The sequence below is a fragment of the Streptococcus sp. VTCC 12905 genome (genome assembly GCF_049893385.1).
Classification (GTDB): domain Bacteria; phylum Bacillota; class Bacilli; order Lactobacillales; family Streptococcaceae; genus Streptococcus; species Streptococcus suis_AA.
The window spans coordinates 17,478-38,843 of record NZ_JBMVJC010000020.1 but is presented as its reverse complement, the minus strand read 5'-3'; the positions used below and the strand labels follow the sequence as shown (position 1 = coordinate 38,843).

Here is a 21,366-nt window from a genome sequence, read left to right as displayed (position 1 = left end):
ATTGAACAGTGAAAAGGGCTGGGGAGAGCCCTTTTCAGCTTATCTCCTAAAAACAAAAAAGAGATAAAGAAAGAGAGGACGAAGTTCGTCCTCTCTAGGTCTTAGCTTTTCATCTACCCACTACAGTTGACAAAGAGCCAAATTTATCGATCTATGATTTTCCTTATACAGCATACTGGCTGGTCTGACCCGATTCTGGAAGGGGGTCAAACCAGCCAGTGTTTTTTGTTCCTGCTTCGTTTTATTTCGGCTCTAATTTCAATGTCATAGCATTGATCGCAACGATAACAGTGGAGAGGGACATGAGGACGGCACCGACTGCTGGACTTAATGTTATGCCAATTGGTGCTAGTATTCCTGCAGCTATTGGGATCGCGATAAAGTTATACCCTGCTCCCCATACCAAGTTTTGTTTCATTTTACGTGTCGTCTTGTTTGCTAACTCGATAAAGGATTCAATATCCCCTGGATCAGACTGAGTAAGAATAATATCCGCAGAATCCAAAGCTACTTGCGTTCCAGCTCCGATTGCAATACCTACGTCTGCCAAGGCAAGGGAAGGTGCGTCATTGACCCCGTCTCCCACCATGATAACCGTCTTGTTTTGGTTTTTCATGGACTCGACCAGCTTGTACTTATCTTCCGGAGATTGATTGGCTTGGTATTGAATACCTAGAACTTCTGCAACTCCTTGTGCAGCTTCCTCGTTATCACCAGTAGCCATGAGTGGTTCAATTCCGTATTTTTTCAGCACCTCGATCAAATTTCTGCTGGTTTCTTTCAGTTCATCTCCCAATGCGACAGCGCCGATTGCTTCATTATTTTCTACAAGGATACTTAAAGTAGCGCCTTTCGGAATATCCATACGCAATGCTTTTCCGTATGCCTTTTGGCTGATTAATTGATAGTGGTGGCCGTTCGCCTCCCCTTCTATTCCTGCTCCCGAAACGATTTCAATGGAGTCAAAGGAAACTGACTTAATGCCTTTCGCTTCAGCGTGGTTCACAATCGATTGGGCAATCGGGTGACTGGAGCCCGCCTCTATACCCGCCAACAAGCCTGTAATTTCTTCTTCAGAATATTTATCACTCAAAACAGTGACGTCCAACACTTTAAATTCACCAGTTGTTAAAGTACCTGTTTTATCCAATACCATAACATCCGCTTTAGTAGTTAATTCCAAAGCTTCTCTATTTTTAACCAGTAATCCTCGGCTTGCACCCAAACTAGTACTACGTGATACTACCAAGGGAATAGCAAGACCCAAAGCATGTGGGCAGGCAATAACTAACGCAGTCACAGTAAAGATAACGGCTGTAGGCAGATCCGCAATGATCATCCAGACTACTAGAGCGATTAAAGCTACTACAACGGCAATGTAGAACAACCAGCTAGCTACTTTGTGAGCCACATTCTCTGCTCGAGATGGTTGGCTTTGTGCTTGGCTGATTAATGTCTGAACCTGAGAAATGAAGGACTTATCGCCCGTCTGCTTTATTTCCACATAGAGGACTCCGCCACCATTGGTTGATCCACCGATGACCTCATCTCCGGGTTTTTTTTCAATTGGTTTCGATTCCCCAGTCACAAGCGCTTCGTTTACACGGGATTCTCCGCGGATAACGATACCATCAGCTGGAACATTTTCTCCTGCTTGAACACGGATAACATCTCCAATCTGAAGTTCAGACACAGGGCGAGTCTCAATCGAATCGTCTTCTAAAACAACATGAGCATCTTTCGGCACCAACTCAGCCAATGCTTTTTGCGCGTCCCCTGCTTCACCCAATGCCTTCATTTCAATCCAGTGTCCTAATAACATGATTAAAATTAACGTTGTAAACTCAAAGAAGAAGTCCATGACATGTTCTCCGGTCACATATCGAGCGGCCACTGCGTAAACACTATAGGCATAAGAAACCGTTATTCCCAAAGTAATCAAGGACATCATGCCTGGAGCTTTTGAATTAAACTCATCTTTCGCACCCATGTAGAATGGTTTTCCGCCATAAATGTATAGAATTGTTGCCAATACAGCTGCTACAACGTCTGCATAAGGAAAGATAATTTGGAAAGGCAACTGAATATCCATCATAGGCGTAATGAGTAAGATTGCAATTCCTAATGGGAGTGACTTCAAGAAAATCTCCTTAAAGCTACCGTGATGGTGGTGGGCATGCCCTCCCATTGCGCCATGATCCATTTCACTGTGATCCATCGCACTATGATTCATCTTGCTGTGATCCATCTGACTGTGATCCATCTGACTGTGATCCATCTGACTATGTTCCATTTCATTATGGTCGTGTTTTGAGTGATCCATGTCGCCGTGATTATGATGACTATGTGACGAATGTTTTTTGTTATTCCTCATTTTTAATTCCTCCTTATTATATTAGAGACTGATTTTAAAGTTTTAGAACTTTCTCATCTAACACTGCATATAATTCTCACGAAAAGGGTTCTATACTTTATCTCTAGCTACTATCTATGAATAAATGGTATTCGTACTTTATGCACTTAATACTGAATAGTTAGTTTCTGCTAAAGCAGCATTGAGCGTTTCGGTATCAATCTCTGTTTGACTTTCAAGTACTGCTTTTTTAGTCGCTAAATCAACCTCTACAGATTCAACCCCTTCAATAGCTGAAAATCTTTCTTGTACCGTGTTCGCACAACCTGCACATTTTACGCCATCTAATAAGACTTCTTTTTTCATTATTTTATTCCCCTTTTTTTATCTTCTCCTATTATATAGAATAGGAAGAAGTTTAAATCCCAGATAAGCTACGTGTTTTCTAAACAACTGCTGGTTTGAATCGTCTTAACCGTAAAGCATTGAGCAAGACCGATACGGAGCTGAAACTCATGGCGAATGCCCCGCCAACATTGGACTCATCAATGGTCCGCCAAAAATATACAAAAGACCCATCGCAACTGGAATACCTACAAGGTTGTAAGCAAAAGCCCAGAACAAGTTTTGTTTAATGTTTCGTAGCGTTGCATGACTTAAATCAATTGCAGTCAATACAGCGGTTAAATCATTACGCATAAGGACAATATCAGCCGATTCAATCGCCACGTCTGTACCTGATCCAACTGCAATTCCAACATCTGCTTGAGCTAATGCGGGTGCATCGTTAATGCCGTCTCCAACCATCGCTACCTCCTTGCCTGCCTCTTGTAGTTTTTTGACTTCCTCTGCTTTATCTTCAGGTAATACTTCACTTAATACACTGTCTATACCCACTTGCTTAGCAATCGCTTTGGCTGTTCGTTTGTTGTCTCCAGTAATCATGATTACTTCAACACCGCGTCTTCTAATTTCTTTAACAGCCTTCATACTATTTTTCTTGAGTGTGTCAGCTACTGCGATAATTCCAGCTAGTTCTCCATCAACAGAGAGATACATCGGTGTTTTTCCTTCGTCTGCTAAACGATCGGATTCTTTTTCCATGCTTGATAAATCAATCTTTTGCTCTAGCATCAGTTTACGGTTTCCACTGTACATATCTTTGCCCTCAATTTCAACTCGAATCCCGTGTCCAGGAATCGCTTCAAAATGATCTGGTTTAGCTAATGTCATGTTCTCTTCTTTTGATTTCTGTACGATGGCTTCGCCTAATGGGTGTTCAGAACCTGTTTCACCGGAAGCTGCATAATATAAAAGATTTTCTTTAGTAATAAGAGGAGTTACCAAAATATCCGTCACGATAGGTTTACCTTCTGTCAGTGTCCCTGTTTTATCAAATACAATCGTGTCTAAATTATGAGTGGTTTCTAACGCCTCACCACTTTTGATCAAGACACCATGTTCTGCCCCTTTTCCGGTTCCAACCATAATACTTGTTGGAGTCGCCAAATCTAAGGCACAAGGACAAGCAATGACAAGCGTTGTTATGATAACGGATAAAACAAATATTCCAGATTGACCTACAATTAACCAAGCAATCCCTGCTAAAACGGCTAATGCTATAACAATCGGTACGAAATATCCGGTAATGATATCGGCCATTCGAGCAATGGGTGCTTTAGACCCTTGAGCATCTTCTACTAATTTTATGATTTTAGATAGAGTTGTATCACTTCCCACTCGAGTCGCGCGGTAATCAATGGAACCATTTTTATTGATACCAGCCCCAATAACCTCGTCTCCACTTTCCTTTTCCACGGGGATACTTTCTCCTGTCAGCATTGATTCATCGACTGAAGTGCGTCCCTCAACAACAACACCATCTACAGGCATACTTTCTCCCGGACGAACTCGAATAACATCTCCTAAAACGACTTCTTCCACAGTAATCTCTTGTTCCACACCATTACGTATTACTCGAGCTGTTTTAGGAGCCAAGTTAACTAATTTTTCAATAGCTGAGGACATTTGCCCCTTTGAGCGTTCTTCTAAAAATAGCCCTAATGTATGGAGCGTCAAGATAACTCCAGTTACTTCATAATAAAGTAAATTGGAAAAGTTGCCGTAACCCAGGCCTGTCTCAATTGTCGCAGCAAGGCTGTAAACAAATGCAGACGCCGTACCAAGCGCAATCAGGGGAATCCATATTTGGGTGACCTTTAAATAAAGTTTTAAATCCCTTCTGGAAATATTCCCAGCTTACTACCATTATCGGCAAAGTCAGAATAAGTTGTAAAAGAGAATAATTAAATGCATTTATCATTGGGTCAACGATATTTGGTAGAGGCATACCTACCATTGGACCCATAGATATAATTAATACAGGGATTGTAAATATAATGGATATCCCAAAACGATTTGAAAGTTGCTTCATTCTTTTTTATCACGCTTCTCTGCTCGTGAATTATCTTGAGTATCCGTAGTCTCTAATACGGCTGCATAACCACTATTGGATACAGCACCAGTCACATCAGATACTGAAATTGCTGACGGGTTATAGGAAACTTGCATTTTTTTCTGTCGCTAAATTGACTGAAGCTTTATCTACGCCCGACAACTTTCCGACGGCTTTTTCAATTGTCTGTGCACAGGATGCGCAGGTCATCCCTTCAATTGCAAAGGTTTGCGTCTTTCCCTCTTGGGCAATCAGTTCATACCCTGAATCATCCAACGCTTTTTGTAGATTTTTACCGAAAAAGTTGGTTCATTGTATTCTATACTCAACTTTTCTGTTGCTAGGTTCATGGAAGCCTGTGTGAGCCCACGTACTTTTTTGCCGCTTTTTCTACTGTCTGCGCACAAGACGCACAGGTCATACCTTCTGTGGCAAACGATTTATTCTCCAATTTTTTCGCTCCTTATTCTCCATGATGATGTAAATGGCAATCGCATTGCCCTTCTGTACACTGACAATCCACTTCTTCTACTGCGAAAGCTTTTTTCATCTCTAATAATTCTTCTAGTCGCTGGATATCATCGAAGCTTAAGACATGATTTTCAATGATACTCCCTACTGCATTCCCGACATTCTTTCGACAAATACGGTTGAAAATATCGTCTGTATACTTTCCTACGGCTTCTTTCTCTTCAATATTGGCAGTATAAATAAATTTTCTACCTTCTTTCTCTGTATTTAGTACGCCTTTTTCAACCAGTCGACCTAAGAGCGTTTTGATAGTGGCTTGTTTCCAGTCCATTTTTTCTTTCAATATGGAGATGACTTCTTTACTAGTCACTCGACCATTCGCCCAGACTACACGCATAACTTCCCATTCAGTATCTGTGATATGAGGGCTAACTACTATTGTACTCATTCTCTTTTCCTCCTTATTGTCTACATGTGTAAACGTAAATGTTTGAGATAAGTTTACTATTGTAAACCATTCTTGTCAAGTCTTTTTTAAATAAATGTAACCAGCTTGTTTTTTAAATAAATATAACCAGCTATTATTGCCTTTGTTTTCCTATCTTTACCCAATACTAATTATAAGGTTACCATTGATTTACTTTTATTGATTTTAGAATTCCTTATTTTTAAAATTATATTTTCTAAATATGATAAACACTATTGAGCAATTTAATTGTTTATCGTATTTAGGAAATCAAGAATTGAGAAAAAGCGGAAAAATAGAAAAAAACCTATACACACGGAACCAATTATTTTTAAAAGACAAACTTAATCTATCTTTTAATACTGCATAGAAGACTTTGGCATCTAATCTCATCTCTTTGTAAAGATCACTCTCAAAAAGTATTTTAGGCAATGCATAGAATCTTTCTGAAGTTTGATATTCATCGGCACTTATTAAATTAATATTTTCCATATTATTTTGCCTCAGCTACTTTTAACATCATCCCACCTGATTCGGGAAATTTAATTAAATTGAATTGCTCAAGCTCTTTGAGAGACTCTTCGACTTTGGAACGTGACCAACCAGTATCTTTCATCAAAGAAACAATAACCATGTTTCTTGACTGTCTTTGTTTAGCACGTGTGTTTTTATAGCTTGATGTCATAAAATAATTTCCTTTCGGGTAGTAAAAAGTAAACAAAAAGAGAACGATTTCTCGTTCTATTAAATTTATTTAGTATTTTTCTTATTTCTCAAAACTCTAGACACTTACAGGAGGACCGCTAAGAAGGGATGTGCACTTTTCTACAAAGAGAAGACCGACACCAAAGCTCGCGTTTTGTGGTACAATAAAGGCATGAATACAGTAGATACCATTATTATCGGAGGAGGGCCAGCAGGCATGATGGCTGCGATTTCTTCCAGCTTCTACGGCAAGAAGACCCTACTCCTCGAAAAAAACAAGCGTTTGGGCAAGAAACTGTCTGGCACAGGTGGCGGACGTTGCAATGTGACAAACAACGGCACACTGGAAGACCTAATGGCTGGTATTCCTGGAAATGGCCGATTTCTATACAGCGTCTTCTCCCAATTTAACAACCACGATATCATGAATTTCTTTCAGGAAAATGGGGTCAAGCTCAAAGTGGAGGACCACGGCCGTGTCTTTCCAACCACCGACCGCTCCCAGACCATTATCAAGTGCCTGGAGATGAAGATGCTGGAAAACGGCGTGGACATCCGCACAGGTACGGAGGCGGTTTCCGTCCGCAAGATTGACGACCTCTTCCATGTCAAGACTAGCGAGGAAACCTTTACCGCTCCTCAGCTGATTGTCACCACTGGCGGTAAGACTTATCCTTCCACCGGCTCGACTGGCTTTGGTCACGACATTTCCCGCCACTTCAAGCTAGAAGTCACAGAGATTGAGGCTGCAGAAAGTCCTGTTCTGACTGACTTCCCCCACAAGAAGCTCCAAGGCATTTCCCTGGACGACGTCACCCTGACCTACGGTAAGCACGTCATCACCCACGACCTGCTCTTCACCCACTTTGGTCTGTCGGGACCCGCTGCTCTTCGCTTGTCCAGTTTTGTCAAAGGCGGCGAAACCGCATTTCTCGATGCTCTGCCGACCCATTCTGAACAGGACTTGTTTGAACATTTAGAAATCAATAGGGAAAAATCCGTCAAGAATGCACTTGGTGAACTCATGCCAGACCGCCTAGCAGACTTTTTCGCTGAAAACTATGATAGCAAGGTCAAACAAGTTTCCCAAAAAGACCTGGCTGACCTGGTTACCCTCCTAAAAGCCTTACCTATCAAGATTACAGGCAAGATGTCCCTAGCCAAGTCTTTTGTGACCAAGGGTGGCGTTGACCTCAAGGAAATCAATCCAAAAACCTTAGAAAGCAAGAAAGTCCCTGGCCTCCACTTTGCAGGCGAGGTCTTGGACATCAATGCCCACACAGGTGGCTTTAACATTACCTACTGTCTAGCAACTGGCTGGGTGGCAGGAAGTTTGCATTATTAGAAATCACCCTTAAAGCTCAACCTAAAAGGAGAGGATATGCCTATTAATTCATTTAATCAAGAAATCGGCGTACCAATACCCCATCATCAAGCTGGTAGCCTTCCTACTATTGATGTTCTCCAAGGAAAAACCGTTCGATTGGAAAAACTCAGACCAGATCACGCCGATGCAATTTATCAATTCTATGGTCCTACTGCCAAGCAAGCTGATTGGACCTATTTGTCTATTGATTCCTTTAAAGACTATACAAGTTTTCAAACATATTTCCAACACATGTTGGACTCAGTCGATCCTTATTATCTTGCTATCATTGACCAATCTACCAATCAGGCTATTGGAACTTTTGCACTGATGCGCATAGATTCTAAAAATCGTGTCATTGAAGTGGGATGGGTCCTCTTTTCTCCAAAACTCCAAAAAACACGACAAGCAACGGAGGCTCACTACTTGCTTATGTCCTATATTTTTGAGAACCTAGGCTATCGCAGATATGAATGGAAGTGTGATCATTTAAATGGTCCATCACGCCGGGCAGCACTACGATTGGGCTTTACCTATGAAGGCACATTTCGACAAGCTTCGGTCTATAAGGAAAGGAATCGTGATACGGATTGGTTTTCTATATTAGACAAAGAATGGGACTCCCGTAAACAGCGACTAGAAAGCTGGTTAGAGGATGCCAATTTTGACAAGAATGGCCAACAAAAACAATCCCTATCAACTTTCTAAATTCAAGCAAAAATCTGCTTGAATTTTTTGCTTATCGTTGTATTGTAGAACTATAACAATATGACAAAAGGAGATTGACTATGCAACTGAAACTATCTTCTGTTTCCAAGAAATTCGACCACAAGATTATTCTGGATTAGGCTTCTTTTACCTTTGAAAAAGGGAAGATTTATGGTTTGCTGGGGCAAAATAGTGCTGGTAAGACGACCTTGTTCAACTGTATTGCTCGCAATCTGACCTTGGACAGTGGCAATATTCAGTTTGTAGAGGGCGAGGAAGTCCTTGACTACGATAATACGGACATCGGCTTTACCCAGACCTATCCGCAGCTACCTGCCTTTATGACCGCCTATGAGTTTGTGCGTTTCTATATGGATATCCACAAGGACAAACTCAAAGATGCACGCCGTCCTGAGGATTGGTTGCTTTTGGTGGGAATTGACTTTGAAGACCAGCACCGTCTGCTCAAGGACTTTTCCCACAGTATGCAGAACAAGGTCCAGTTGCTCCTGTCTTTGATTGTCCAGCCGCCTGTCCTGCTCTTAGATGAGCCACTGACTTCCTTTGATCCTGCGGCTGCCCACGAAGTTCAAGCAACTGATTCGAGAGACTAAAAAAGATTCCGTAATCATCTTTTCTACCCACATTTTACAACTGGCTCAAGACCTCTGCGACGAAATTGTCCTCCTGCATCATCAGGAATTACAGGCTGTTCCGAGTGACAAACTACACGACCCTGATTTTGAACAGGAAGTGGTTGCCCTCTTGACAGCAGACTAGGAGGGTCTTATGAAAACCATTCTACGTTATTTTTGGTATCAGGAAAAGTACAACCTCCATCGGACCGTCAATGGATTTTTCTACTACCTGCGGAAACTGCCACTTGTTGGAAAGAGCATTCCAGAGAGTATTTTCAAGTCTTACAGTTTTAAGTCTGCTCTCTTTCTGTTCCTCCATATCTTCTCTATTCCCAGTCGCTTTCTTGTCAAGGGTTTATGGCTGGCCTTGAATTTCTACTTTGCTTCCTTTTGGATCAATCTCCTCTCTGGCGGGGAATTAAATTTTTGGAATGTTCTTCCAGGAACTTGACTTTTGGGCTTTTCTCTATGGTTGGTCTTTGTTGGCTATGCCTTTCGGTTTGGCAAGGGATTTGAGCCTTTTATCGCCAAGTCCGAGCGGGAATTCATGCGAAATTTTGGGCTTTCTCAATCTAGTTTTCTCCAAAGTCAGCTCTTTATAGAGCCAGCCTATTATCACCAGTCTGGCCTACCTGCCTGCCTTGCTCATCTTTTCTAGTCTTGCTGGAAATTGGCTCTATCTACCTCTAGGATTGCTGACTATCCCATCAGGAAGCCTTACTGGTCATGCTCTCAATCGAGCACTATTCAACAGAGGTATTTTAGCACCTCGAAACTCTTGGCAATCTTGGGTCATCTTTGGAACTGGTTTAGTAGCAATTGCCTGTCTTATCCTTTTCCGCAATCATCTGCTACCAATCTTTTTACTGCCTGTGCTTGTCTGTCAAGTCTTGCTGATTTGGTTTAATTATAAGTATTTAAAACAACAAACCAATCATGTAGACTACCTCCAGTACTGCATGGACGAGTCCTTAAAAATGGATAGGAAACTTTTTGAAATAACCAAGGGTAACGAGTATACTCGCCAAGGTCTACAAATGCAGAAAAAATTAAATTTAAAAGGTAGCAAAGACCTATCCTACCTATCTGGCATGACCTACCTAAACGCTCTGCTATTTGACCGCTACAAAAAAGTCCTCTATAAGAAGGTGCGGAACTGGGTTCTGTCGCTCGTGGTAATTCTGGTCGCTCTGGAGGCCCTCCGCTATTATCTGGGGCCTTTTGAACTGACCGATACCATCCTCCTGCGGTTCCTGCCCTTCTCCTTTATGAATTATGTATATCGCTTCGTCGGGCAAGGTGGTCGTTCAAATGGTCTTTGTCAACTGTGATATTTCCATGCTTCACTATCCTTTTTATCGCGAGGCTAAGACCATTATCGCTGGTTTTAACTACCGCTTTTGGCAGATCTGCAAGCTCAATCTCATCTTTGCCTGCAGCCTCTTTCTGACTATCATGGTGCTGGGGCGGTTTGCCTTCAGCATGGAAACCATTCTTCTGACTGCTCTGCTCCTCATCAGTCTGACCGCTCTCTTTTCCTTCCACGACCTTTTTATCTACTATATCCTCCAGCCCTTTACCAAGGATATGGACGTCAGCAATCCCCTCTATAAGTTTCTCAGTTGGGCTCTTTACTGGGTGGCCTACCTCAATAGCAAGCTGGATTTAGGCAGTCACTTGTACATCCTACTCATTTCGCTGGCCATGATTGCATATGTCAGTATCGGTTACTGGATTTTATTGAAAAAAGCTCCGCAGACTTTCCGCTTGAAATTATAAAAAAAGCAGCCTCTCGCAAGAGAAGGCTGTTTTGCTGTTACCATATACCCAAAATCGCCTGCCAAACCAGTGTCAACAGGGTCACTCCCATCCAACAAGCAAGTCCGACCAGAAGAGCAACTCTGCCATTTTTTACCAAGGCCAACACATTAGTCCGCAAGCCAATGGCTGTCATGGCCATGCAAATGAGGAACTTGGACAGGCTTTTAAGTGGAGTAAAAACTGCTGTTCCCACTCCGAAATGACCTGCGATTGTTGTCATCAGACTGGCTAGGATAAAATACAAAATAAAAGTCGGAAAACCTGTCAGGAGGGACTTCTTGTCTGCCTTGAGACCCTTTCCTCGGGTTTGCCAAATTGCTAAAACCGTTGTAATAGGAATTATGGCTAAAGTTCGTGTTAACTTAACCGTCACTGCTATATCCAAGGTCTGACTACCCAATCCGTAAAGGCTGTCCCAGGTGGCTGCTGTTGCGGTGACCGACGAGGTATCATTGACCGCTGTTCCTGCGAACATTCCAAAGGCCTGACCCGAATCGGTCGAAAACCCAAGCCAGGTTGCCAAAGTCGGAAACACCAAGGCCGCAAAGACATTAAAAAGAAAGATGACGGAGATTGCTTGTGCTACATCCTCATCATCCGCCTTAATAATGGGAGCTGTCGCCGCAATGGCAGAGCCGCCACAAATAGAGGTCCCTACGCCAATCAAGGTCGCCAGATGAGATGAAATCGGTAGCCATTTCCACATCAAGAAGGCCAAAAACAAAGCGAAACTGATAGTTGAAAGAATAATTGGAAGAGATTGACGTCCAACAGCCAATACCGTTGATAAGTTTAAACCAAATCCCAAACAAATCACCGCATACTGTAAAATTTTCTTGGAAGTAAAGGTTAAGCCTGACTGAAATGCATTTTTACTCGAAAAATAGGGATACAGACTCATCCCGATTAGAAGGGAGAAGACTGGTCCACCCACAAGGGGAAACAATTGACCTAACCACTGACCCACCAAAGCCAAAAGGACACAAAGTCCGACACCTTTGGCATTTTCCTTTACCATAAAACCCTCCTAAAATATCAAACGTAACGCCGCGGTTGTAACAACGCCAACCAAAACTGCTAAAAGTATATTTTTTGTCTTCAAGACTACAAAAAATGTCGGAAGAATAGCTAGACTTTCTACCAGGAGAAAACTTGGCAAGGAGCCAACTTTCTCATCCATAATACTGGAAAGGGTCAATGCAAAAATGATAGTGATTGGCAAAAAGCTGAGGAATTTCACCAACTTTGGAGGAAGAGATTTATGTTGAGTCAGTACAAAAGGCAAAACACGTGGCACCCAAGTCACAAGGGCTGCCGCCAGAATAATCAACAATATATTAGTCTTTACCATCTAACCATACCCCCACAAAACAACCAATTAAGGTTGCTAATAAGACTGCTACATAGGACGATACAAGGCTGGCTAATAAGACATAGTTCAAAAAAACAGCCATAAGAATCAAACCAACTTTCCTCATAGAGATAGTCCGAGCCATCGCCACTAGTTGCCCTGAGAAAATCCCGACGAACATAGCGACCAAGGCAAAGTCCAACCCAAACTGCTCGGGATTTGGAATAAGACCACCAATCAGATTGCCTAGAGTCGTAAATGTAACCCAAGAAGCGTAGCCAGCAAAGTTGTTACCGTACATCCAGCTTGGTGCAATCTGCTTGTCTTCAATGTGTTTCCGCAAGAGAACCGCATAGGACTCATCTGTCACAAATGATCCTATCAAAATATTGGACCCTAGACGATTCCCTTGAAAGATGGTTGTCGCATGTAAACACATCAGAAAATTACGCAGATTAACGAAAAATACGGTCACTGCGATTGAAAGGAGTGGTGCTCCTGCTAAGATCATGGCACAGATAACAAACTGAGCACTTCCAGCATAAACAAAAAGACTCATTAAGCCCATTTCGACAGCTGAAATTCCTGAAGTGACCGATACAACCCCGCAAGCTAAACCAATACTAGCATAGCCTAAAGCAGTAGGGATAGCATCACGCAAGCCCTCACGAAAAGCATGTGCCTTCATTCCATATCTCCTTCCCTCTGATGACAAATCGAGAATTTATTCTCCCATTTTCTCACATTGCAACTTGATTTTCAAGTTTTCTTTTATATCCGAGTATAAAACCTCACTTGAAACAGGACTAATGATCTATTTCAATAGATACCAAAAAAACTCCGAATAGAGCAATCGGAGTTTCATCATGCATTTCAAAATATAGTCGAATGATTTAGCTTTCAGACAAGGAATTAAGGTGCAGGCAGTACTAGGGTATGGCAAGTCGAAAGTGACGATGTATCAAAGCTAATTCAAATGACTATAATTATTGCGATCACGTATTTTAGCGCTACTGCCACTAAGCTCCAAGGTCCTTTCTATCTAATACAAGAACCGATAGAAGCAAAGAAAAAATGATAACCGCACAAGCTTTTACAAGAAAGAAGGTATCAAAGGTGGTATGGCTAAAAACATCTGCACCATTCGCGTAATAATAGGGCGTGATGAATTTCAAAAATTCTACTTTAGAAATAATCCGAACAATCATATCTGTACTATAAAAAATAAGTACAAGCCCCATTGCTAAACCAATTTGCTTTTTAGAACTAATGGCTGAAAGGAGGAAAGAAATACTGGCCAGTTCCAGCTGCATTAATAAAACCAACAAATGGTAGATGAAAAAAGAATGAAAAGAAACATCTCCCCCCAGCTGCCAAATCCCCAGACCATTCCAACAAGAAATAATACTATTGAAAATCAGAAGTTGTAAAACAACGCTGAGGTATTTCCACAATAAAATAGTTGAACGCTTATATGGCAAGGTGTATAAAAACTCACTTGTATGCCCTTCTTCCTCCTTAGAAAGGCTCGTAACTCCAAGCATAGAAGCAAACATTCCAGATCCGAGACCAAACATCAGGCCAATTTCCGTAGCATAATAGCCCTCTAGAGTGGCTATGCTAATCTTATCCATACCCAATGCTTTTGTAACATCTCCCATATTTGCATACAAATCAGCAACTCCTGTTAATTGATTCTCAACACTCTGATAGAGCCCGATAGAACCATAACAGATAAAACCAAGTACCAGGGTCCATATAAGGAGTGTCTTTCGATTTTGTCTTAACTCATGCAACAGAATAATCATTTCTCCACCTCCTCATAATAATGGAGAAACAGATCTTCAAGAGAAGGCTCTTCTACTAAAAAATCTGTCGGCGCCAGGTCTACCAAGTGATTCAATAAGTCTTCACTTGTCCCATCGTAACGGAATTGTTTTTCTTGACCATCTTTCCAAATGGTTACATTCTTCGTTTGGCTACGCGTCAGATGGTCAACTGTATCAACTACCAAAAGCTTTCCTTCTTTAATGATTGCAGCACGGTCACAATAATTTTTAACTTCTGATAAGTTATGAGACGATAGGAAACAAGTTGCCCCATTCAAGCAAACTTCCTTGATCAGCGTAAAGAAACGCTCCTGCATCAAAGGATCCAAACCAGAGGTCGGCTCGTCTAATAGCAACAATCTTGGTTTATGTTGGAGTGCACATACAATACTGACTTTTTTACGATTCCCAAGAGATAGATCTTTGATCTTTTTATCCAAGGGAACCTCTAAAAATTCACAAATACGATCCGCTTCTGTTTGGCAATCTATTTTTCTAGCTTTCGCAGCCAAGCGGATAACATCTCTAACTTTCATGTCAGGATAAAAATGTGCCTCAGATGGAAGATAGCCAATATGGGCTAATGCTTCTGTTAAGCTTGAATAAGCACCTCCCAATAATACAATATCTCCGCTTGTTTTAGAAACTAAGCCAAGAATACAACGAATAACTGTTGACTTCCCAGCCCCATTTGCTCCTAAAAAACCAAAAATCTCTCCTTGGTGAACAGAAAGATTGAGATTACTAACTGCTTGATGGCTTCCATAGTATTTATTTAGATTAGTAATCGTAATGACGTCAGATTTCATAAGAACCTTCTTCATCCACTTATTTTTGCGGAAAAGCTAAGCTTGGCTTGGCATTCAAATCCCAACCAGCAATATTTTCTTTGTTATATTCACTAACGGCTGCCAAGGCAATCATACCTGCATTGTCACCGCAGAGGCGAAGCGGGGGAATGATAACCTCCACATCGGTAATTTCAGCAGCCAACCGCTCTCGTAAGCCCTGATTAGCTGCCACACCGCCCGCCACGACCAAGGTCTTAACAGGGTATTTTTCCAAGGCCTTCTTGGTCTTAGCCATAAGAATATCTAAGACACAGGCTTGAAATGAGGCTGACAGGTCCACATTGGATATAGTTTCACCTTTCTGCCGGGCATTGTGGTAGAGGTTGATAAAGGCGGATTTGAGTCCAGAAAAAGAAAACTCCAGATTATCTTCTTTTATCATAGCACGAGGGAAATCATAAATGTCTTGCCCCTCATGAGCCAATTCATCAATAATCCGACCAGCTGGATAGGGCAGACCCATGACCCGCCCCACCTTATCATAGGCCTCTCCGACCGCATCATCTCGCGTTTCACCGACAATCTTATAGTCGCCCGCCTCTGACACATAGACCAACTCCGTGTGCCCACCGCTGACCAAAAGTGCCAAGAGGGGAAATTCTAATTCCTTGACCGCCCGTGCCGCCATCAAATGCCCTGCCATGTGATTGACAGGAATGAGCGGCAAGCCATTAGCCCAAGCAAACGCCTTGGCTGCTGAAATCCCCACTAACAAGGCACCGACCAAGCCAGGCCCATAGGTCACCGCCACAGCCGTCAAGTCCTCTGCCGTCACCTCCGCCTCCAACAAGGCCTCCTCGATACAGGCCGTAATCACTTCCACATGGTGACGGCTGGCCACCTCAGGCACCACCCCACCAAACCGCTGGTGGCTGGCAATCTGGCTTGCAATGACATTGGACAAAAGCTCCGCATCATTTCGCAAAACAGCTACCGAGGTCTCGTCACAGGAGGTCTCAATCGCTAAAATCAATCTATCTTTCATCACGTTCTCTCTTCATCATCACCGCGTCCTCGACAGGGTGGCGGTAGTAGTCTTTTCGTTTTCCTATTTTGGTAAAATGCTGGCGTGTATAGAGGGCCCGAGCTGCTCTGTTAGATTCCCTCACTTCGAGGAAGATATCCCCCTCCCAGTCCATCACAGCAGCCATCAATTGACTGGCGATTCCCAACCTCTGAAAATCAGCCCTGACAGCAATCTGCAAGATTTCCATCTCATCCAGCACCGTCTGAACAGCCAAAAATCCGACCAACTCCTGACCCTCATAGGCTAGATAATAGTCCTCATCCTGACTAGCCATACTGGAGGCAATCTGTTCCAGAGTCCATGGAGATTGCTCATAGACCGACTGCATAACTGCCAAAATAGACTCTGCCAGATTTTCCTGACCATCGTAGTGTTTAATCTCTATCATACACGTTTGATATAACTTTCTGAACCAGCTTTGTTGTCCTTGAGCCAGTTCTCCTCTGCCTCTACTCGCTTGAGATAGTTGGGCTCAAAGCTGGTGACATCTACTGCTGGCAAGTCTTGACCAATCACCGCCAATTGATAGGCAGACGGCAGACTGGCTTGATACTGAGCAGTTGGCAGAGCTTGCTCGATTTGCTCGATAAAGTTTTCTACTTCTCCGACAAAGGTAATATTTTCCTTGCCAGCCAGGCTAGAAAGCAAGTCTTCAAAAGACCAGTAGCAATCTGCCTCGACTGCTCTGCCATTTTCATAGACACCTGCATAGACACAGTTACGGCGGGCATCAATGAGAGGCACCACCAGACCCGTCAGGCTAGGAGGAACCAGAGACTGAAGACTGGATACCCCCACCAAGTCAATCTTGAGGGTGTAGGCCAAGGTCTTGGCAGTCGCCACCGCCACCCGCAGACCCGTGTAGGAGCCCGGGCCTTGAGCGACCACAATCCGATCCAAGTCTTTCGGTGTCCAGCCCACCTGTGCTACCAAAAAATCGACCACAGGCATGAGGCTGATGCTATGATTTTTCTTGACAGCCAGCAGGGTTTCCGCCTGCAAACGACCGTCCTCCACCAAGGCAACCGAAAGAGCCTGATTGGAGCTGTCTAAAGCTAGTATTTTCATAAATTTCTCTTTCCTTACGTCAATCGGTTTGCTTTTATTACTGCGACGATAGTGCTACTACTAAAAGCAAACTGAAAGACTTTTCAATGCTACTCTCTATTGTAAGCTATATTGAAGTTTTTTTCAAATAATGGAAAAGACTGGGGTATGATTTCCCAGTCTGTTATGCCTTTGATTCTTTCTTTAATTCTACTACTTGGTCATATTGAATATCCTCATCGATATGGTGGGCGATTCATGAACTAATGTTGATTCCCTCAACTGCCACAATCAACTTGTCCGCTGCTAACATGGATTGACCCAACTCAAAACGTGATAGCTGGGCCACTGTAAAATTTCCTCTGACGATATCCTTTTTGCTTGACCAAACGAGAACGACGAAGTTCTCGATAAAATTGACCTAACCCTACCTCTGGTCCTGTCCCCATTGTCTACCTCCTCTCAGTGAACCATCACAATATATTGTTAGATTTGTCATAATAAAAATTTATATTTTTATCGATTTGCAATGTTATATTTGTGATTCATGATAATTTCAGAAGATACCACCCAGGTTCTCACCTGATTTTCATTTTTCTAACACTTCCATTTACCAAGTCCTAACTTTATGATATAATAAGGAGAATTATTTAGACTGTCGAAATCAACAACTCCAGAAAACTGAATACCAAGCAACAAATAGAAATCTATTTGGGTCTTTTTTCGTAGGTTGCAGTCAAAGCAGAAAGGAATATGTATAACATATGATTTATAAAGTTTTTTATCAAGAGTCAAAAGTGAGTCCTCGTCGCGAACAGACACGCTCACTTTACATGGAAGTTGAAGCAGAAAGCGAATTACAAGGTCGTATTATTGCGCGTGAGCTAGTAGAAAAAAAATACCCACAATACAATATCGAATTCATCGAACTTCTATCCGAAAAGCACCTCCAATATGAGAAGGAGCATGCTGATTTTAGTATTACGGAGTTCTAATCCATGTCAACAATAAATCTAAAACCCCAAGAAGTTGGCGTCTTTGCCATCGGTGGTTTGGGAGAAATCGGAAAAAATACCTATGGTATTGAATACCAAGATGAAATTTTGATTGTTGACGCAGGTATTAAATTTCCTGAAGACGATCTTTTAGGTATTGACTATGTCATCCCAGACTACTCCTATATCGTTGAAAATCTAGACCGTGTCAAAGGTCTAGTCATCACACACGGTCACGAAGATCATATTGGAGGAATTCCATTCTTACTCAAACAAGCGAACGTACCTATCTATGCTGGTCCGCTAGCACTATCTTTGATACGCGGTAAATTGGAAGAACATGGCCTGCTTCGTGATGCTACTCTCCATGAGATTAATCATAAGACAGAGCTTACCTTCAAACACTTAAAAGTTAGTTTTTTCCGGACAACTCACTCAATTCCAGAACCACTTGGAATCGTCGTAGACACACCCCAAGGTAAAATTGTCTGCACCGGTGACTTTAAATTTGACTTCACTCCCGTTGGAGAACCAGCTGACTTGCACCGTATGGCTGCGCTCGGTGAAGAGGGAGTCCTCTGTCTTTTATCCGATTCAACTAACGCAGAGGTTCCAACCTTTACTAACTCCGAAAAAGTTGTTGGTCAATCCATTATGAAATTGATTAAAGGCATTCACGGTCGTATTATCTTTGCATCATTTGCCTCTAACATTTTCCGCCTTCAACAAGCAGCCGATGCAGCAGTAAAAACAGGTCGAAAAATTGCAGTTTTTGGCCGTTCAATGGAGAAAGCAATTGTAAATGGTATTGAATTAGGCTATATAAAGGTCCCCAAAGGTACCTTTATCGAACCAAATGAAATAAAAGAATATCCAGCTAATGAAGTCTTGATTCTATGTACAGGTAGTCAAGGTGAGCCTATGGCTGCACTTTCTCGAATTGCTCATGGTACCCACAGACAAGTCCAACTTCAACCAGGTGATACTGTTATCTTCTCGTCCAGTCCTATTCCGGGAAATACCACAGGGGTTAACAAATTAATCAATATTCTGATTGAAGCAGGTGTAGATGTTATCCACGGTAAGATTAACAACATCCATACCTCTGGACACGGTGGCCAACAAGAGCAAAAACTCATGCTCCGTCTCATCAAACCAAAATACTTCATGCCTGTTCATGGCGAATACCGTATGCAAAAAATCCATGCTGGTTTAGCTGTCGATACTGGCGTTCCTAAAGAAAATATCTTCATCATGGAAAATGGTGATGTCCTTGCACTTACAAAAGATTCAGCTCGCATAGCCGGTCAATTCAACGCCCAAGACATTTACGTTGATGGCAATCGGATTGGCGAAATCGGTGCAGCTGTTCTTAAAGATAGACGCGATCTCTCTGAAGACGGTGTCGTTCTCGCTGTTGCAACAGTCGACTTCAAGTCGAAAATGATTCTTGCTGGTCCTGATATCCTTAGTCGGGGATTCATCTATATGCGTGAATCAGGAGATCTTATCCGTGAAAGTCAACGAATTCTATTTGATGCCATACGAATCGCCATGCGCAATAAGGACGCAAGCATCCAAACGGTCAATGGTGCAATTGTCAACGCCCTCCGACCATTCCTATATGAAAAAACAGAACGTGAGCCAATCATTATCCCAATGATTCTCACTCCGGATAAATAAAAAGGTCCAGTGGACCTTTTTATCTTTGAGCCCAAAATTTGAAAAGCGAAAACAAAGGTCCAGTGGACCTTTTTATCTTTGAGCCCAAAATTTGAAAAGCGAAAACAAAGGTTCAATAGTAAAAAAATAGCTTTGAATAACGTCATAAGAAACGTTGATTCTAAGCTATTTTTTAATATTCAAAATTTGATCTGAATGAGAATAATTTAGTTTTTGCACATCCACATTAATACAAATCTAAATAGTTATCAATTTCCCATTGAGAAACGTAAGTTGCGTAACTTGCCCACTCAATCTTCTTAGCTTCCAAAAAATTAGTATAGATATGGTCACCCAATGCCGAACGAACAACATCATCTTCTCTCAAGGCTTTAAGAGCATTGTGAAGAGTTGATGGAAGATCTGCAATACCTGCTTCGCGACGTTCTTCATCTGACATTGCATAAATATTTGACTCTACTGGAGCAGGAGCCTCAATCTTGTGTTCGATACCATCTAATCCAACTTCCAAAAGAACTGCCATAGCCAAATATGGGTTAGCCGTTGGATCTACTGAACGCAATTCTAAGCGAGTTCCCATTCCACGTGATGCAGGTACACGAACCAATGGAGAACGGTTTTTACCTGCCCAAGCAATATAAACAGGAGCTTCAAAACCAGGTACCAAACGTTTGTATGAGTTTACTGTAGGGTTGGTAATTGCAGTGTAGTTATAAGCATGTTTAATCAAACCACCAAGGAAGTGATAAGCTGTCTCTGACAATTGCATGCCACGTGAATCTTCTGGATCAAAGAAGGCATTATTGCCGTCTTTATCAAAGAGTGACATGTTACAGTGCATACCTGAACCAGCAATTCCAAATTTAGGTTTAGCCATAAATGTAGCATACAAGCCATGTTTTCGTGCAATCGTCTTAACAACCAACTTAAAGATTTGGATATTATCACACGCTTTCAAAACATCCGCATATTTAAAGTCGATTTCATGCTGACCAACCGCTACTTCGTGGTGGCTCGCTTCAACTTCAAATCCCATTTCAGTCAAAACATTTACAATTTCACGACGAGTATTGTCCGCAAGATCTGTAGGCGCCAAGTCAAAGTAACCACCCTTATCATTCACATCAAGAGTTGGATTCCCTTGCTCATCCATTTTGAACAAGAAGAATTCTGGTTCTGGACCAAGGTTAAAGGATGAGAATCCTTCTTTTTCCATCCGACGAAGAGATTTCTTCAAGTTTCCACGAGGATCTCCCGCAAACGGTTCACCTTCAGTCGTATAAATATCACAAATCAAGCCTGCCACACGTCCATTTTCATCTCCCCAAGGAAAAATAGTCCATGTGTTTAAATCTGGATAAAGGTACATATCAGATTCATTAATACGTACAAAACCTTCAATAGACGAACCATCAAACATAACTTTATTTGATAAAACTTTTTCAACCTGCTCTTCTGTCGCAGGAATCTCTACGTTTTTCATCACTCCCATAATATCAGTGAACATGAGACGTAGAAATGTAACATTTTTCTCTTTAATATCACGTTTAATATCCGCTGTTGTGACAACCATATTTTTTTCTCCTCTTAATTAAACCTA

General features: G+C 42.0%; 18 protein-coding genes and 3 pseudogenes. 6 read left to right on the top strand and 15 right to left on the bottom strand.

Translation table 11 applies throughout. The features are described from left to right. Positions 1-241 precede the first annotated feature (241 nt). The 6 genes and pseudogenes from ACPC58_RS07820 to ACPC58_RS07795 form a co-directional block, all read right to left on the bottom strand. Positions 242-2,374: a heavy metal translocating P-type ATPase gene (locus ACPC58_RS07820; protein ID WP_434065701.1), complete on the bottom strand. Its 2,133-nt coding sequence runs from the start codon at positions 2,372-2,374 to the stop codon at positions 242-244. 138 nt (positions 2,375-2,512) lie between these two features. After that, positions 2,513-2,719, bottom strand: a complete 207-nt coding sequence (tcrZ, locus tag ACPC58_RS07815; RefSeq protein WP_002294571.1) for a copper chaperone TcrZ — start codon at positions 2,717-2,719, stop codon at positions 2,513-2,515. Between the two features lie 79 nt (positions 2,720-2,798). Next, positions 2,799-5,259: pseudogene (locus ACPC58_RS07810) on the bottom strand (heavy metal translocating P-type ATPase). Between the two features lie 12 nt (positions 5,260-5,271). Continuing rightward, a complete protein-coding gene (locus ACPC58_RS07805) occupies positions 5,272-5,727 on the bottom strand; it encodes a CopY/TcrY family copper transport repressor (RefSeq protein WP_434065700.1) in 456 nt (151 codons plus the stop codon). A 288-nt stretch (positions 5,728-6,015) separates the two neighbouring features. Continuing rightward, positions 6,016-6,237 (bottom strand): replication initiator protein A, encoded by a 222-nt coding sequence (locus ACPC58_RS07800; protein WP_254451605.1) that lies wholly within the window; start codon positions 6,235-6,237, stop codon positions 6,016-6,018. Between the two features lies 1 nt (position 6,238). Next, the gene (locus tag ACPC58_RS07795) at positions 6,239-6,430 is read right to left on the bottom strand and encodes a hypothetical protein (protein WP_434065699.1); all 192 of its coding nucleotides are present in this window, start codon (positions 6,428-6,430) and stop codon (positions 6,239-6,241) included. Positions 6,431-6,622: 192 nt separating this feature from the next. Between ACPC58_RS07795 and ACPC58_RS07790 the strand changes: the two genes are divergently transcribed. The 4 genes and pseudogenes from ACPC58_RS07790 to ACPC58_RS07775 all read left to right on the top strand — a co-directional run bounded on the left by ACPC58_RS07790 (position 6,623) and on the right by ACPC58_RS07775 (position 10,941). Next, entirely contained in the window at positions 6,623-7,795 is a 1,173-nt protein-coding gene (locus ACPC58_RS07790) for an NAD(P)/FAD-dependent oxidoreductase (RefSeq protein ID WP_434065698.1), read from the top strand. 63 nt (positions 7,796-7,858) lie between these two features. Next, positions 7,859-8,524 carry a GNAT family N-acetyltransferase gene (locus ACPC58_RS07785; RefSeq protein ID WP_434065703.1) on the top strand — a complete coding sequence of 222 codons (666 nt, stop codon included), beginning with the start codon at positions 7,859-7,861 and terminating at the stop codon, positions 8,522-8,524. An 80-nt stretch (positions 8,525-8,604) separates the two neighbouring features. Beyond that, positions 8,605-9,304, top strand: a pseudogene (locus ACPC58_RS07780) (ABC transporter ATP-binding protein). Positions 9,305-9,313: 9 nt separating this feature from the next. Beyond that, positions 9,314-10,941: pseudogene (locus ACPC58_RS07775) on the top strand (hypothetical protein). Positions 10,942-10,978: 37 nt separating this feature from the next. Here the strand turns inward: ACPC58_RS07775 and ACPC58_RS07770 are convergent. The 8 genes from ACPC58_RS07770 to tsaB form a co-directional block, all read right to left on the bottom strand. Further along, a complete protein-coding gene (locus tag ACPC58_RS07770; RefSeq protein WP_217374305.1) occupies positions 10,979-12,001 on the bottom strand; it encodes a YeiH family protein in 1,023 nt (340 codons plus the stop codon). A 9-nt stretch (positions 12,002-12,010) separates the two neighbouring features. Then, on the bottom strand, positions 12,011-12,334 hold the full coding sequence (locus tag ACPC58_RS07765) for an AzlD domain-containing protein (RefSeq protein WP_130554972.1): 324 nt from the start codon (positions 12,332-12,334) through the stop codon (positions 12,011-12,013). Continuing rightward, positions 12,321-13,022 (bottom strand): AzlC family ABC transporter permease, encoded by a 702-nt coding sequence (locus ACPC58_RS07760; RefSeq protein WP_434065697.1) that lies wholly within the window; start codon positions 13,020-13,022, stop codon positions 12,321-12,323. The genes ACPC58_RS07765 and ACPC58_RS07760 overlap by 14 nt, the downstream gene beginning before the upstream one ends. Positions 13,023-13,353: 331 nt before the next feature. Next, a complete protein-coding gene (locus ACPC58_RS07755) occupies positions 13,354-14,142 on the bottom strand; it encodes an ABC transporter permease subunit (RefSeq protein ID WP_434065696.1) in 789 nt (262 codons plus the stop codon). Continuing rightward, on the bottom strand, positions 14,139-14,972 hold the full coding sequence (locus tag ACPC58_RS07750; protein WP_274504954.1) for an ABC transporter ATP-binding protein: 834 nt from the start codon (positions 14,970-14,972) through the stop codon (positions 14,139-14,141). Before ACPC58_RS07750 ends, ACPC58_RS07755 begins: the two co-directional genes overlap by 4 nt. 19 nt (positions 14,973-14,991) lie before the next feature. Continuing rightward, positions 14,992-15,999, bottom strand: a complete 1,008-nt coding sequence (tsaD, locus tag ACPC58_RS07745) for a tRNA (adenosine(37)-N6)-threonylcarbamoyltransferase complex transferase subunit TsaD (RefSeq protein ID WP_217375197.1) — start codon at positions 15,997-15,999, stop codon at positions 14,992-14,994. Continuing rightward, positions 15,989-16,429, bottom strand: coding sequence for a ribosomal protein S18-alanine N-acetyltransferase (gene rimI, locus ACPC58_RS07740; protein WP_289647124.1), 441 nt, complete (start codon positions 16,427-16,429; stop codon positions 15,989-15,991). Before rimI ends, tsaD begins: the two co-directional genes overlap by 11 nt. Further along, positions 16,426-17,109 carry a tRNA (adenosine(37)-N6)-threonylcarbamoyltransferase complex dimerization subunit type 1 TsaB gene (gene tsaB / locus ACPC58_RS07735; RefSeq protein ID WP_130554966.1) on the bottom strand — a complete coding sequence of 228 codons (684 nt, stop codon included), beginning with the start codon at positions 17,107-17,109 and terminating at the stop codon, positions 16,426-16,428. Before tsaB ends, rimI begins: the two co-directional genes overlap by 4 nt. Positions 17,110-17,852: 743 nt before the next feature. Between tsaB and ACPC58_RS07730 the strand changes: the two genes are divergently transcribed. Together ACPC58_RS07730 and rnjA are read left to right on the top strand one after the other, a co-directional pair. Beyond that, the gene (locus ACPC58_RS07730) at positions 17,853-18,083 is read left to right on the top strand and encodes an RNA polymerase epsilon subunit (protein WP_105126479.1); all 231 of its coding nucleotides are present in this window, start codon (positions 17,853-17,855) and stop codon (positions 18,081-18,083) included. Positions 18,084-18,086: 3 nt separating this feature from the next. Then, positions 18,087-19,766: a ribonuclease J1 gene (rnjA, locus tag ACPC58_RS07725; protein WP_274504324.1), complete on the top strand. Its 1,680-nt coding sequence runs from the start codon at positions 18,087-18,089 to the stop codon at positions 19,764-19,766. Between the two features lie 226 nt (positions 19,767-19,992). Here rnjA and glnA read toward each other — a convergent pair whose 3' ends face one another. After that, the gene (gene glnA, locus ACPC58_RS07720) at positions 19,993-21,339 is read right to left on the bottom strand and encodes a type I glutamate--ammonia ligase (RefSeq protein WP_434065695.1); all 1,347 of its coding nucleotides are present in this window, start codon (positions 21,337-21,339) and stop codon (positions 19,993-19,995) included. Positions 21,340-21,366: the final 27 nt, after the last annotated feature.